The sequence below is a fragment of the Rickettsia endosymbiont of Oedothorax gibbosus genome, from assembly GCF_936269705.1.
Taxonomy (GTDB): Bacteria; Pseudomonadota; Alphaproteobacteria; order Rickettsiales; family Rickettsiaceae; genus Tisiphia.
Genome location: NZ_OW370493.1, coordinates 2,158,845 through 2,173,031 on the forward strand (window position 1 = coordinate 2,158,845; position 14,187 = coordinate 2,173,031).

The window sequence follows — 14,187 nt, forward strand, 5'->3', positions numbered from 1 at the left end:
TAGAGACAAAACCCTTGTAATACTATATAATATAAGTGTTAAAAGAAGATTACATAGAGGGTTTTGCCATGACAAATTGTACAGGATTAATTTACCAATCGAAAGTAAAAAATCATAGCAATTATCGAGTCTGTCCTATAGTTTGTGTAAGTTGCAAAGAAAGCAGTAAGAGATTACTGTAAAAAAAGTAACTTAAGCAAGCAAGGAGGAATTATGGCTAAAAAATTAGATACAGATAAAGATACATTAAACATCAGTAATCAGCTAGTAGAAGAATTATTATCAAAAGCAGATCCATCGGAGTTATTTGGTCGAGATGGTTTATTTCAACAGCTAAAGAAGCAAATAGTTGAGAAAATATTAGCAAGTGAGTTGGATCATGAATTAGGATATTCAAAACATAGCAAGATGCCAAAAGTAGATAATAATCGTCGTAATGGTAGCTATGAGAAGACAGTAATTGATGGGGATGGTCGTAAGCTGACAGTAGAAGTACCAAGAGATCGGGAAGGAGAGTATAATCCTCAATTAATACCAAAAGGGCTGAGGAGATTTAATGGATTTGATGAGAAAGTGATATCCCTTTATGGTCGCGGTATGACAGTCAGCGAGATCCGAGGGCATTTAGAAGAAATATATCAAACTGATGTATCTGGTGACTTGATATCCACCATAACAGATGGGGTAATAGAAGAAGTAACTAGGTGGCAAAATCGTTGTTTAGATAGGGTGTATCCAATATTATACTTGGACTGTATCTATGTAAAATCTAGAGACAATCACATAGTAATAAATAAAGCAGTATATTTAGCACTTGCTGTAAATATAGAAGGGAAAAAGGAGTTACTTGGCATTTGGATAGGCAAAAATGAAGGTGCTAAATTTTGGATGCAAGTAGTTACTGAGTTAAAGAATCGAGGAATTGAACAAATTTATGTTGCTTGTGTGGATGGTTTAAAGGGCTTTCCAGAAGCTATAAGCAGTGTATTCCCGAGTACTATAGTACAATTATGTATTGTACATATGGTTCGCAATTCAGTAAAGTATGTGTCATATAAAGATTTAAAAGAGGTCACATCAGATCTAAAACAAATTTATACAGCTAATAATGACGAAATGGCACGTTTAAAACTTCAGCAATTTGGTGTAAAATGGGATAAAAAATATCCGGTAATTTCTGATATTTGGCAACGTAATTGGTCTGGGATAATACCGTTTTTTGCCTTTCCTGAAGAGAACAGAAAGGTAATTTATACTACTAACACTATAGAATCTGTAAATCGTCAAATTAGAAAAATTATCAAAAATAAGGGGGTGTTTCCAGATGATAAGTCAATTCAAAAAATAATATTTTTATCCCTACAAAATGCAGCCAAAAAATGGACCATGCCTATTAAAGATTGGTCTTTAGCTTTAAATCAATTTGAAATACTTTGTGGAGATTTTAAATATGATTTATTGGAAAATAAAAAATGAACTTTGTGAGTAGACCTAACCAATTGCTTGGTTAAGCCCCTCCTCAGAACCGGACATGCAGAGCTACCGCATCCGGCTCCCGAAAGGTAAGATAGGCTTGTACCCTATTTTTTTTTGTTGGTTTTAGAACATTGAAATGGTCTTCCACTTATTTGGAAAGTCGACCCTTTTGAGTATTTCAGCTAATCTTTGCCAATTCATCTTACGCTTCCCACCCATTCTATTAAACCACCCATATATTGCTCGCCTAGTTTGGTGAATAAATGAACTTACTCGTCTTTGATTATCTGATATACCATGATAATTGATCCACCCCTTTGTAGCTCTAATGACTTGCAATAATATCTGTTCTTTGCCCCTCTCATTAAGGTGACTTCGTAGATATTCTCTTAGCCCTTTAAGCTTCTCGGTAAATCGATCTTTCCTTGTGGTATATTTTAATCTCCATATGTTACCAAACCTTGATTTACCCCAATAGCAAGTAAAGCCAAGAAAATTATAACTCTTGATCTTCTTACCTTGCTTAGCTAAGTCCTCAGCATGGTATCTACCGGACTGAATCATCTGCGATTTAGCTTCATTGATGTTCAAGCCATACTTGTTTAATCTTTTGGGCAAAACCTCATAAAACTTCCTCGCGTCTTCTTCATTCTCAAAGACGAACACCATATCGTCACAATACCTCACCATTCCAGTTTGCCCTCTTATGTTTTCCTTGCTGATTTTAGCAAACCAACAGTCAATAACATAATGTAGGAAGACATTTGCCAAAATTGGTGATGTTTTAGACCCTTGGCGGCATCCTTCCTTGTTAGTAACTGTAATGCCGTTTTCTATAATTGGTGTTTCCATCAGTTTCATAACTAGTCTTAGGAATCTTTTGTCAGATATTCTCTTTCTTAGGAATCCCATCAACTCAGAATGTTTGATTGAATTGAAGCACTTAGTTATATCAATTTCAACTACAGCTCCTTTATTGAAGTTATACGTAAGTCTATTCAACTCCTTAAGTGCATCATGGGCGTTTAATTTAGGTCGAAACCCGTAAGAACATTTTAAGAATATTGGCTCGAACACTGAGTTTAATATCTTGCTTACTGCCGACTCGATTATCTTGTCTTCAAAGCATGATATTACCAAAGGTCTTTTGCCTCCATCTTCTTTTGGAATCAATGTAATTCGTGCAGGTTTAGCTTGATATTGCCCCTTGCGAATTTTAGTAAGGAGCGAGAGCAAATTTGCTTCCAACTTCTTACCATAAACCGCTTTGGTTATACCATCTATTCCTACAGCTTTCTTGCTATCAAGTTCCTTATATTGTTCTTCTAACATCTTTAAATCAATAATATGTCCAAGATTATTAAACTTTATGTCTTGATTTTGTGATGATAGCAACTTTATACGCTCAAGTTTCGTTGACCATGTATTTCCGTCTATGCTGTGTACGGTCATTGTTTCCCTCTTACGTTCTTACCTTTCTGTCAGCCCTTCGCTCCACTCCCATTACGAAGCTTCATCACTACTACAACTGACTCAGCCATCCTTAACACCATCTCCAAAGCCTTATGTTTCGGCACTTGTACTTTGAATACTTACTTAACTCAGTAAGAGTTATAAGGACTTCTCAAGTTGTGTCATTAATCTCTACAAACTCGCTGACGCCTGAGACCCCGATGGTTGAAAACTTTCGGATTTTCGCTAGTTTGACCTCTAGTTTTCTCTTGTCTACTGCGTTGTGTAGCACATCGACTTCCACTACCAATATCATTTCAGGGCTATCACGTTCACCATTTGGTTTCGGCTCGGATGTTTCGCTGTCTACGCTTTACTACTGTCGTTACCTTCAGCAGCACAAGACTCGCTATATGGTGGAGCTAGCTACTCCTTCCATAACAGGACTTTCACCCGTAAGATTAATGCACCTTATCTTGACGCACACACAAATTAAATGATTGACTCCAATTATCTTTTATCTAAATTTTCAAAAAAATATTTATCTAAATAATAAAACAACGTTTTTGTTGAATAAGTTTATGGCAAACTTCAAGTAGCTTACGCATACAAGCAACTATCGCAACTTTCTTAGGTTTAAAATTATTAACAAGCCTATTGTATAAAGTTTTTAAATATTGAAAACCATTTTTGCCAGTTAATACCGCCATGTATAAAGCATCCCGTGGTATTTTTCTGCCTCCCCTAATAAATCTTCGTCCTTGCTTATTACCACTATCACGGGCGTACGGAGCTATCCCCACAATTGCTGACAATTCATTACTACTATAATTTTTATCCCCTAATTCAGGTACAAAACTAATTAGTTTTGTAGCCAAACATTTACCAATACCAGGTACAGTCTCTAATATTTTTACCTTCTCTTTTAACTCTTCTGACTCATCTATTGTTTTGTTTAACTTCTTATCAAGCTCAGCTATTTCATTTTGTAAGAATTTAATGTGTTTTTCTATACTATCTTTATCAATACCATCAATACTATGATGTAGTCTTTTCTTTTCATTGCTAAGCATTAATACTAAATCTTCTCGTCTTTGCTTATATCTCTTCAAATTCTCTGATTCAACTTGATATATATAATTCGCTGAAAGCTGCATCTTATCACCATAATATGCTAATTTAAATGCATCCTTCCTATCAGTTTTACACAAATTTACCGATTTACTAAAAGAATTAAAACTATATGTATTGACCTTATGTATTTGTTGCTTATTATTATACAGCTTTTGACAAATCTCAGCTTCGTATCCTCCAGTGGGTTCACATATTATTAGCTTAATCTCTTGCTCTTTTGCTAATTTAATCACCTCTTCATGACCAGCTGCATCATTGGCAAAACGATGATATTTAGGTTTATCGCTTGTATTATATACACATATATCAAGCCATTGTTTACTTACATCTAGACCTATTATTTTACTCATGATATAATCTCCTTCGTCTTATTGTGCAAGGCTGCTACTTCCAACACCTTCTGCAATTTGTTCAAAGCAAACTTTGTAAGAGGGTACTTATTCTATGCTCGATTATCTCAATCAAGTACCCCTCAAATCACCCTCTTACCATTACTTATATCATAATTTAAAGATATAAGTACCCTACAATTTTTGTAAAGATGGTATTAGGATAGAAAAAAGTTTTTGTTTGGGAGGTATTAATAATGTGGATATTAGCTGCGTTATGGCTGTTGTAGATTGATAAAAAGCATTTTTGATATGATCAAAGCCATAGGTAAATAATGAAAACAATTGTCTTTCAATGGTTTTGTACCGTTTTATTCGGATGGGATTTAAGGCATTTTGTATTATTCCATTTTTGACTATTAAAGCTGAAGCAATAGCAGTTATCACTAATAATTTTTCAAATCTATCCAATTTTACAATGTGACTTTTTTCAATATCAAAACCACCGCTTTTTAGGTGCAAAAATAGTCGTTCAACACTCCAACGAAATTTATATAAAGCAAAAATATCTTGCTCTATTTCAATTGAAGACACCAGAACCATCAGCTCGCTCTTATCATTTCTATATGCGGTAAAATTAACCTTTCTATTCCATAATATACCACTACAAGCCCTATACTCTAAGGCTTTAACATCACTAAATATTCTTTCAATGGTTAAAGTTCTTAAACCTTTTGTAAGACGAATTTTATGATCCATTTTTAATGGAATAACAAACTTTAGATGGTTATTTATCAGAAAGTCTAACCATTCTTTATTCATAAATTCTCTATCAGCAAGCAAATATTTTATTCTTTCAACGCCAAAATTATTAATAAATTTCTGTAAAAATTCCTTCATAAATTCTGCAGAACACCCGCCACCATGCGACAAAGTCTTCCAGAATATTGGCACCGATATTTTACCAATTACCATTACTAAAAATAAAATATTAATATCGGATTTACCAAATTTCCAACTTGTCCTATCCATTGCTACGACATAATTTTTTGAAGCAAAAAAGCTTAATAGCAAATAGCCAACCTTCATATAATCAAAATTAAAATCTTTTAAAAAACGATAAATTCTATGAGTTTTTGACGTCGCTTTAGCATCACCTAAAATACCAAGTGCTAAACCTTTTTGATAAATTGAGCTGCCCGTCAGCAAACTAATTACCATACCAACCAAATATTTTAATCTTGATTTATTTCCGTCTATATATAAAATCAATTCTTGAAGTATTATATTATGCATTTTGTTATAAAAATACCTACCTTATACTACTTCACACCACTCTAAATCAACCATTCTTCTTCATCTTCTCAAAATTGTAGGGTACTTATATCTTTAAATTATGATATAAGTAATGGTAAGAGGGTGATTTGAGGGGTACTTGATTGAGATAATCGAGCATAGAATAAGTACCCTCTTACAAAGTTTGCTTTGAACAAATTGCAGAAGGTGTTGGAAGTAGCAGCCTTGCACAATAAGACGAAGGAGATTATATCATGAGTAAAATAATAGGTCTAGATGTAAGTAAACAATGGCTTGATATATGTGTATATAATACAAGCGATAAACCTAAATATCATCGTTTTGCCAATGATGCAGCTGGTCATGAAGAGGTGATTAAATTAGCAAAAGAGCAAGAGATTAAGCTAATAATATGTGAACCCACTGGAGGATACGAAGCTGAGATTTGTCAAAAGCTGTATAATAATAAGCAACAAATACATAAGGTCAATACATATAGTTTTAATTCTTTTAGTAAATCGGTAAATTTGTGTAAAACTGATAGGAAGGATGCATTTAAATTAGCATATTATGGTGATAAGATGCAGCTTTCAGCGAATTATATATATCAAGTTGAATCAGAGAATTTGAAGAGATATAAGCAAAGACGAGAAGATTTAGTATTAATGCTTAGCAATGAAAAGAAAAGACTACATCATAGTATTGATGGTATTGATAAAGATAGTATAGAAAAACACATTAAATTCTTACAAAATGAAATAGCTGAGCTTGATAAGAAGTTAAACAAAACAATAGATGAGTCAGAAGAGTTAAAAGAGAAGGTAAAAATATTAGAGACTGTACCTGGTATTGGTAAATGTTTGGCTACAAAACTAATTAGTTTTGTACCTGAATTAGGGGATAAAAATTATAGTAGTAATGAATTGTCAGCAATTGTGGGGATAGCTCCGTACGCCCGTGATAGTGGTAATAAGCAAGGACGAAGATTTATTAGGGGAGGCAGAAAAATACCACGGGATGCTTTATACATGGCGGTATTAACTGGCAAAAATGGTTTTCAATATTTAAAAACTTTATACAATAGGCTTGTTAATAATTTTAAACCTAAGAAAGTTGCGATAGTTGCTTGTATGCGTAAGCTACTTGAAGTTTGCCATAAACTTATTCAACAAAAACGTTGTTTTATTATTTAGATAAATATTTTTTTGAAAATTTAGATAAAAGATAATTGCTATGAGGCAGCATAAATAAAAATCTTTAAAGGTACGGTAGTGACTCAAGTGAAACATTACTATAATAGTAATAATCTCTGAGAGTCCTATACTGCAAACTACTTTACGCTTACGGTTAGGATTTGGTAATATATATTTATTTTGCTCCGTATCAAAATGCTTGCAAAAATCATCAATTAAGCAGAAAATTTCCGTAAGAGGGATCATAATATATTCTCCAATTTTGTTGTTATTATTCGAGAACTTTATAATCCCTCCCTTCTTACTTTTCAAATATTCTTTCTAACAAACTGGTTTGAAAGAAGGTTTTATTTTTACCATAGCTCACCACCAACAGTTTGTTTATGTTATTACATAATGCTTAGCATTTTGTTTGGTGCTTACGTCAAACTCAGGTTAATACCAATTGCAATAATTAACGCAGTGGTGTAAAATGGGTTTTTAACTGATAAAGGTACTCAAATGGCTAGGTTAATATTACCACAAGGTTTTCATGGTCATGATTTTATAAAAATGATGAAACATGAGCCGCATGGTCGAAATCGTATACGTTTATTGGCGATGTATCACCTTCAATTAGGCAAATCTTTAAAAGCCATATCTGAAATAGTGAAGTCACACTGGAAAACTGTGCAATCATGGCTCAGAAGATTTAGGAATCATGGTTTTGAAGGATTATTTGAATCACAAAGAAGCGGCGCCCCTAGGAAGATTAACACTATACAAGAGTCTGCTCTTTTTGATAAAATCAATACGCTCAGTGAAAGTAAAACTGGTGGGTATATAACTGGAAAGGAGCTACATATCATGTTACTTGAGGAATATGGTGCTAAATGCGCTTTAAAAACAGTCTACAATACTATGCACCGCCTTGGTTTTAGCTGGATTACTTCTCGTTCAATGCATCCAAAGTCAAATCAAGAGACTCAAAATACATATAAAAAAACTTCCCAGACATGTTAACAAAATTATTACCAAAAAATATCGATAGATGTAAAGTTGATATATGGTCTCAGGATGAAACTCGAGTTGGGCAACAAGGTAGCTTAACTCGTATATGGGCTAAGCGTGGCACTAGACCCCGTAAAGTTCGGCAACAGCAATTCATTTCAACATACGTCAATTCGGGATAAGGATATTGTGAACATGTAGATTAAAATCAAATTTTGTTGAAGGTTTATTTTTCTTTAATGAGTAAGCAACAAGAGTAGATAATATATGGACAAAGGCATTTATTGGTGATCTATGTCTAGTATGTTCAAGGTTCATTTTATTTTTTAGATAATCAAAAACTGTTTCAATTAAGTTACGCTTTCGAAGTAAGATTTTTTCTTTCAAATCCATTAATTTATTTTCCATATTCTTCTTAATTCCATGAATCATTTTTAAGCCTCTTTCATATAAATTTAAGAACAAATTTTGCTTAATATAACCTTTATCAGCTGCTATAATTCCAGTTAATCTTTTTGTTAACTCCGGTACTGGAACCCTATCATCTACATTGCCTTTGGTCACTTTTAATGCCATAAACTCCCCTTTATTATTGATTATTACATGTAATTTAAAACCATAAAAATACCCCATAGAGGATTTACTATGTTTGGCTAATCCTTTAAAAACTTTATTGCTATAACGCCTTTTATTGTGACAAGCTTTAATCGTTGTAGAGTCAATAAAATAAATACCTGTTTCCTCACCAAACAACAAATGAATCAACATATTTAGCGGTATGAATAATCGTGCCATTAATTCAACAAATCTATTATAACTCAAGGCTTTGGGAAAATCATCCTTATGCATGCACTCTATATAACTTTTATAGAAAAATTTAAAATTCTTAGCATAGGATGTATGAAACATAATTATTATTGTTAACATTTCACTTAGACTCATGCTACAACAGCGATTTCTTTGCTTATTTGATGGTAATAACTTTCTCTGTTCATACTCCAAATAAATTTTACAAAAATCATCTATAAAACTATATAATTCTGTGATATCTTTTTTCATGCCTGTAGTTTGTTTTTTTGTTTAAAAATATAAATACTGCAGGCACTCCTTTTTGACAATCCTTTTATCTATTACTATTTCATCTATATCTTATCCCGAACTGACGTAACATATATTTATGGAGCTGCTTGCCATGATACAGGAGAAGCTTTTGCATTAATTTTACCATATGCAAACACACAGGCAATGAATAAATTCTTAGAAGAGCTTTCTCGCAGTATTCAAGGCAACCGACATATAGCTTTACTAACGGATAATGCAGGTTGGCACACAGCCAAAAAACTAACTGTGCCAAGCAATATCACTTTGATACCGCTTCCGCCCTATGCACCGGAACTTAATGCAATGGAACAAGTTTGGGAATGGATCAAAAATCATTTCTTGTCTAACCAATGTTATGGTGTATATGAAGATATCGTCACTATGGCTTGTTACGCTTGGAATCAATTTGCTCATAATGTAGATTTAGTAAAATCAATTATGTATAGAGACTGGATAAACACACCGTGTTAATTATTGCAATTGGTATAACATAAATCAATCACAACACTGTCATCATTAGAATGCTTGATAAACTCAAATATGAAATATGATAAAGCGCTATAGAGATTATCAACCTCGTTATATAAATGTTTGTTACCTATACATCTATCAACTTTTTTTATTTTATGTTTTACTTTACTATCACCACTCAAGTTCCTGCCAATTGCACTCAAAGACAAATTCTGACTATATCGCAAGCCTTCTGCAACATCAAGTAACGCATTTAAACGATTATTATGTATAAAAGGACAATGTTCTTTTATTACTTCATTTAATACTGTTTTTACATCCATAACCTACTATCTCCATCATCATTAAATAATGAAGATATTCTATCAATTCTTGCTATTTTGCAACAATTTCGTGGGGATACATCAGATTGCGAGGAGACCGTAAGGTCGACGAAGCAATCCAGAAAAGTAATTAGAAATGGATTGCCACGCCACCTACGGTAGCTCGCAATGACAACTTTTCTACTTTATTTTCTTAAACTAACGCCTATGCGGTTCTTAGAGGACTTGCTCTCAGCAATGGGAGTGGGTTACTCGCCTATATAGTTTTGGTTATGTGGCAAAAATGTTATAAAAATTAGTTGATTTCTTTTTTATTAGCTATTAACCTATAATTTCAATAATTAGTTTTTAGGAAAATTTGATGTCTATAGATATTCTTGTTGTTGATGATGAAGCAGATATTAGAGATTTAGTCTCAGATATTTTAAAAGAAGAAGGATTTACTACTAAGACTGCTGCTAATAGTATTCAGGCTTTTAAAATACTCCAAGAAAGAACTCCAGCAGCAATTATTTTAGATATTTGGTTGCAGGGTAGTGAGCTTGATGGGCTTGGAATTTTGGAGATAGTAAAAAAACGTTATCCACTAATGCCTGTGATAGTTATTAGCGGGCATGGTAATATTGAAACTGCAGTAAATGCTATCAAAATGGGTGCCTATGATTATCTAGAAAAGCCATTTAGTCATGATAAGCTATTGATCTTATTAAAAAGAGCCTGTGAGACAACTAAGTTAAAGCGTGAGAATCTTGAACTAAAATCAAAAGTTATTGATAAAACTGAGCTTATAGGTAACTCTCACATTACAGGCAAACTTAAGTCTGATATTGAAAAAGCCGCTTTGGCAACTAGTAGAGTATTTATTCAAGGGCAAATTGGCAGCGGTAAAGAACTAGCTGCTCGATTAATTCATAAAAAATCAAAAAGGGCTAATACACCTTTTGTAACCTTTAGCCCAGTAGGTATGGAGCCTGACCGTATTCATCAAGAATTATTTAAAGGAATAGATAACCAGGATATTAGACGTCCTTCGATATTAGAAATAGCAAATAATGGCACTCTGTACATAGATGAAATTAGTGGTTTACCAATTTCGGCACAAGTACAATTACTTAAATTTTTGCAAGACCAAATGTTTCATAAGCCAGGAAGTAAAGCAATAAAACTAGATATACGGGTTATTGCTGCAACTTCTAAGATTGTACAAGAAGAGATAAGTAAAGGTGAACTCCTGGAGGATTTATATCATCGATTAAATGTTATTTCCCTAAAAATTCCATCTTTATATGATAGAAAAGATGATATGTCTGCATTAGTGAAGTATTTTGTTAAACAACTTTCTAAGTTTTCTGGTTTAAAAACACGTGAATTTTCTGATGAAACAATTGCAGCTTTTCAAGTTTATAGTTGGCCAGGTAATATAAGGCAATTACGTAATGTAATAGAGTGGACTTTAATTATGAATCCGCTATCTTCAAATAGTAATCAAACGATCAAACCAACTATGATACCACCAGAAATTTTAGTTACTGATTCTAGTTCTGCAAAGCAGGAAGATAATGTTGATATAATGATCATGCCGTTAAGAGAGGCAAGAGAGATTTTTGAAAGGCAGTATTTAGCTGCTCAGATGAATCGATTTAATAATAACATTTCTAAAACCTCAGCCTTTGTAGGTATGGAACGTTCAGCATTACATCGCAAATTGAAATTACTCAATTTACATATTCCTAGTAATAAATTTAATGACGAGGATTTTTATGACAATTATGAATAAAACAACTTTACCAAGCTCGATAGTGGATAACTATCTGTTAATTGCTAAAGTAATAATGGGGGTAGTAGCTCTTTTTGCTGGGGCACAAATTGTTATTCCTATCCAGCCAGTGCTGATATCCATGCAAACTGTGGTAATTAGTATTATTGCTTTTACTTACAGCCCTCGACTTAGTTTTGCTACAGTTTTAGCTTATATTACAATTGGCGTGGTAGGGCTACCAATATTTGCAGAGCTATCAAGTGGATTACATGTTTTGTTTGGTACAACAGGTGGCTATCTGATAGGATTTTTAATTGTAACTCCTGTGATGGGTATACTTAATAGTAAGTTTTCTAAAGAGTTTAATAACAAATTCTTAGGAGTGTTTTTTAGCTGTCTCATTGGTCACATTATAATTTTTTCTTTGGGAGTTGGTTGGTTAGCGACAATTATAGGATTTAAACAAGCTATTTATAGCGGATTTATAATACTTATACCAAGTGGCTTAGTAAAAATCCTAATATTTTCTTCTTTATATTATTACATAAAAGGCAGGAAGAATGTCTTATAAAATATTCAAATGCTTCAAATTATTTGAATATTTTATAGCTAATCTGATTAATATTACTCCAATCCTATGTCATTCCCACGTAGGAGGAAATCTAGACCCCACACTGAAGCAGGATGACATTAGTAACAGGGGTGGTATAGTCAATTCAGGAGAATTGAGTAGCAGAAGCGATGAAGCGACGCCTATAAGTAATAGGCAAGCATTGAGCGACAACATCACCAACTTCTTATCAATTGACTATATCATTTCCTCACTAATAGACATTAGTTTGCTACGGATAAATACTACTCGGATTAGCTATAAGCTAAAATCCTTGATTCTAGCTTCGCTTTTAGTCCTTACCGGATGTTCAGATTCTTCAAGAGATGAAAATGGTTTGTTATCTAATAGTCAAAGTCTCATTATTAGAAATTATATAGCAGAGCAGAATAAAAATAAGCTACCAGTAAATATTAAAAATAAATTTGGTGCAAATCTTAGGGGGTTAAAGTTAGTAGGTGTTAAACTAACAAATGAGGATCTTTCTGGTGTTGACTTAAGTTTTTGCGAAATATCACGGGTAGATTTTTCAGGAACAAATTTTGAGGATGCAATTTTAACAAAATCTATAATTCAAGAAAGTGATCTTTCTAATACTATATTAAAAAATATATCAGCTTATGGTGCAGATTTTCAAGCATCGATGTTTGAGAATACTCATTTGAGAAATAGTAATCTTATTCAATCAAATCTTGAGGACACTGACTTTGTCAAAGCTAATTTAGAAAATATTAATTTTGAAAATGCAAATCTTACTAGAGCTGTATTTGATGAGGCTATGATCAGTAATTCTAATTTTCAAAAAAGTAATTTAGCAAAAGGTAGTTTTAAAAAAGCAGTTATCTCAAATTCTATTTTTTATGGTACAGATTTACGGCAAATATTAGCTAATTACCTCAATATGACTAATTGTTATTGTGAATCTGTGGATCTAACTGGGGTGGACTTTACTGGAGCGGTGATTAGCAATTCAGATTTTACTCATGCTATTATTAATCAAGCTCAATTAAAAAATATAAAGCTTACTAACTCGTTATTTTCTTTCTCTTCCTTTCAGTCTGCAGATTTTGCCAATACAATTATTGAAAGTTGTAATTTTAAGAATAGCAATTTTAACAATGTACAATTAAAGCAAGTACAAATTCAAAATAGTGTGATGGATAATGCTCATTTTAATGACACTAACATAAAGGATTTATCAATAAAAAATTGCAATAGCATTTTGCTTAAGTTAAATAAAATTAATATTGATAATGTTGATATTGAGAATAGTAATCTTACTGGCATATTATTGAATAATAGCTATGTCAAGCAAGCAACTATTATTAATTCTGATTTGACCAATAGTGAATTAATAAACTCTAATTTCTCTGCTACTAAATTTAATACGGTAAATTTTACTAAAGCACTGATACAAAATACTGTTTTAAATGGGATAAAATTTGTTGATAGCCATTTTTATCAGATAGCTATAATAAATTCAGATTTATCAGAAGTCATTTTTGATAGTTCGCCAATCATAAACTCTCAATTAAATAATGTGAGATATAAAGATAATAATTTCATTAATTCAGATTTTAACAGAAATATTGTATTAAATGGGCAGGACTTTTATAAATTTAAATCAGTAAATACTATCTATTCTGTAAAAGATTTAGAACAGGTGAAAGACTTATCAAATATCAATTTACAAGGTTTAAATTTGTCAGGTCTGGCATTTAACCAAACTATTTTCTCAGGCTCTGTTCTTAAAGGTATCGATTTATCTAATGCTATAATCCAGAATTGTATATTACAAAATACTGATCTAACTATGGCAAATCTAAGTAATGCAGATTTTAGCAAATCATCTCTTATTGGGAGCAATTTAGAATCTGCTAAACTTTATAATACAAATTTTAATGATACTGATTTAACAAATGTTAATTTTATTAGAGCTTTTGTTAGTAAAATATCTTTAATTAATGCAAAGCTTGAAGGTACTAAAGGGCTTGAGGATAAAGAGCCGTAGCAAAAATATATAATAACTATAGTCAATTGATGAGAAATTGGT

Annotated in this window: 14 protein-coding genes and 1 pseudogene; 9 read left to right on the top strand and 6 right to left on the bottom strand. The window is 32.4% G+C overall.

Translation table 11 applies throughout. The features are described 5' to 3' along the window. Positions 1-35 precede the first annotated feature (35 nt). Both NBW66_RS11870 and NBW66_RS11875 read left to right on the top strand, forming a co-directional pair. On the top strand, positions 36-182 hold the full coding sequence (locus NBW66_RS11870) for a hypothetical protein (protein WP_250311109.1): 147 nt from the start codon (positions 36-38) through the stop codon (positions 180-182). A gap of 31 nt (positions 183-213) precedes the next feature. After that, positions 214-1,476 (top strand): IS256 family transposase, encoded by a 1,263-nt coding sequence (locus NBW66_RS11875; RefSeq protein ID WP_250310633.1) that lies wholly within the window; start codon positions 214-216, stop codon positions 1,474-1,476. A gap of 123 nt (positions 1,477-1,599) precedes the next feature. On the opposite strand, the gene NBW66_RS11880 is transcribed toward NBW66_RS11875, so the two are convergent. From NBW66_RS11880 to NBW66_RS11890, 3 genes are all read right to left on the bottom strand, one after another. Further along, on the bottom strand, positions 1,600-2,928 hold the full coding sequence (locus NBW66_RS11880; protein ID WP_250310618.1) for a reverse transcriptase domain-containing protein: 1,329 nt from the start codon (positions 2,926-2,928) through the stop codon (positions 1,600-1,602). 545 nt (positions 2,929-3,473) lie between these two features. Beyond that, positions 3,474-4,412 (bottom strand): IS110 family RNA-guided transposase, encoded by a 939-nt coding sequence (locus tag NBW66_RS11885; RefSeq protein ID WP_250310767.1) that lies wholly within the window; start codon positions 4,410-4,412, stop codon positions 3,474-3,476. Positions 4,413-4,586: 174 nt separating this feature from the next. Then, positions 4,587-5,687, bottom strand: coding sequence for a transposase (locus tag NBW66_RS11890; RefSeq protein ID WP_250310912.1), 1,101 nt, complete (start codon positions 5,685-5,687; stop codon positions 4,587-4,589). A 254-nt stretch (positions 5,688-5,941) separates the two neighbouring features. Here NBW66_RS11890 and NBW66_RS11895 point away from each other — a divergent pair, with 254 nt between their 5' ends. Next, positions 5,942-6,880, top strand: a complete 939-nt coding sequence (locus NBW66_RS11895) for an IS110 family RNA-guided transposase (RefSeq protein WP_250310767.1) — start codon at positions 5,942-5,944, stop codon at positions 6,878-6,880. A gap of 42 nt (positions 6,881-6,922) precedes the next feature. Here NBW66_RS11895 and NBW66_RS11900 read toward each other — a convergent pair. Beyond that, positions 6,923-7,126, bottom strand: a pseudogene (locus NBW66_RS11900) (IS982 family transposase); the annotation flags it as partial. A gap of 255 nt (positions 7,127-7,381) precedes the next feature. On the opposite strand from NBW66_RS11900, the gene NBW66_RS11905 reads away from it, so the two are divergent. Beyond that, a complete protein-coding gene (locus NBW66_RS11905; protein WP_250310542.1) occupies positions 7,382-7,882 on the top strand; it encodes a helix-turn-helix domain-containing protein in 501 nt (166 codons plus the stop codon). After that, a complete protein-coding gene (locus tag NBW66_RS11910) occupies positions 7,876-8,052 on the top strand; it encodes a hypothetical protein (protein WP_250311111.1) in 177 nt (58 codons plus the stop codon). The genes NBW66_RS11905 and NBW66_RS11910 overlap by 7 nt, the downstream gene beginning before the upstream one ends. Here NBW66_RS11910 and NBW66_RS11915 read toward each other — a convergent pair. After that, positions 8,039-8,929 (bottom strand): IS982 family transposase, encoded by an 891-nt coding sequence (locus tag NBW66_RS11915; RefSeq protein ID WP_250310582.1) that lies wholly within the window; start codon positions 8,927-8,929, stop codon positions 8,039-8,041. The two genes, NBW66_RS11910 and NBW66_RS11915, sit on opposite strands and share 14 nt — an antisense overlap. A gap of 87 nt (positions 8,930-9,016) precedes the next feature. Between NBW66_RS11915 and NBW66_RS11920 the strand changes: the two genes are divergently transcribed. Further along, positions 9,017-9,442, top strand: coding sequence for an IS630 family transposase (locus NBW66_RS11920; RefSeq protein ID WP_284346766.1), 426 nt, complete (start codon positions 9,017-9,019; stop codon positions 9,440-9,442). Here the strand turns inward: NBW66_RS11920 and NBW66_RS11925 are convergent. After that, positions 9,439-9,765 (bottom strand): hypothetical protein, encoded by a 327-nt coding sequence (locus NBW66_RS11925; protein ID WP_250311112.1) that lies wholly within the window; start codon positions 9,763-9,765, stop codon positions 9,439-9,441. The two genes, NBW66_RS11920 and NBW66_RS11925, sit on opposite strands and share 4 nt — an antisense overlap. A 358-nt stretch (positions 9,766-10,123) precedes the next feature. Here NBW66_RS11925 and NBW66_RS11930 point away from each other — a divergent pair, with 358 nt between their 5' ends. The 3 genes from NBW66_RS11930 to NBW66_RS11940 are packed head-to-tail and all read left to right on the top strand — an operon-like array spanning position 10,124 to position 14,145. Continuing rightward, the gene (locus NBW66_RS11930; RefSeq protein WP_250311113.1) at positions 10,124-11,542 is read left to right on the top strand and encodes a sigma-54-dependent transcriptional regulator; all 1,419 of its coding nucleotides are present in this window, start codon (positions 10,124-10,126) and stop codon (positions 11,540-11,542) included. Next, entirely contained in the window at positions 11,526-12,095 is a 570-nt protein-coding gene (locus tag NBW66_RS11935; protein WP_250311114.1) for a biotin transporter BioY, read from the top strand. Before NBW66_RS11930 ends, NBW66_RS11935 begins: the two co-directional genes overlap by 17 nt. Next, positions 12,085-14,145 (top strand): pentapeptide repeat-containing protein, encoded by a 2,061-nt coding sequence (locus tag NBW66_RS11940; RefSeq protein ID WP_250311115.1) that lies wholly within the window; start codon positions 12,085-12,087, stop codon positions 14,143-14,145. Before NBW66_RS11935 ends, NBW66_RS11940 begins: the two co-directional genes overlap by 11 nt. The last annotated feature ends 42 nt before the right edge of the window (positions 14,146-14,187 follow it).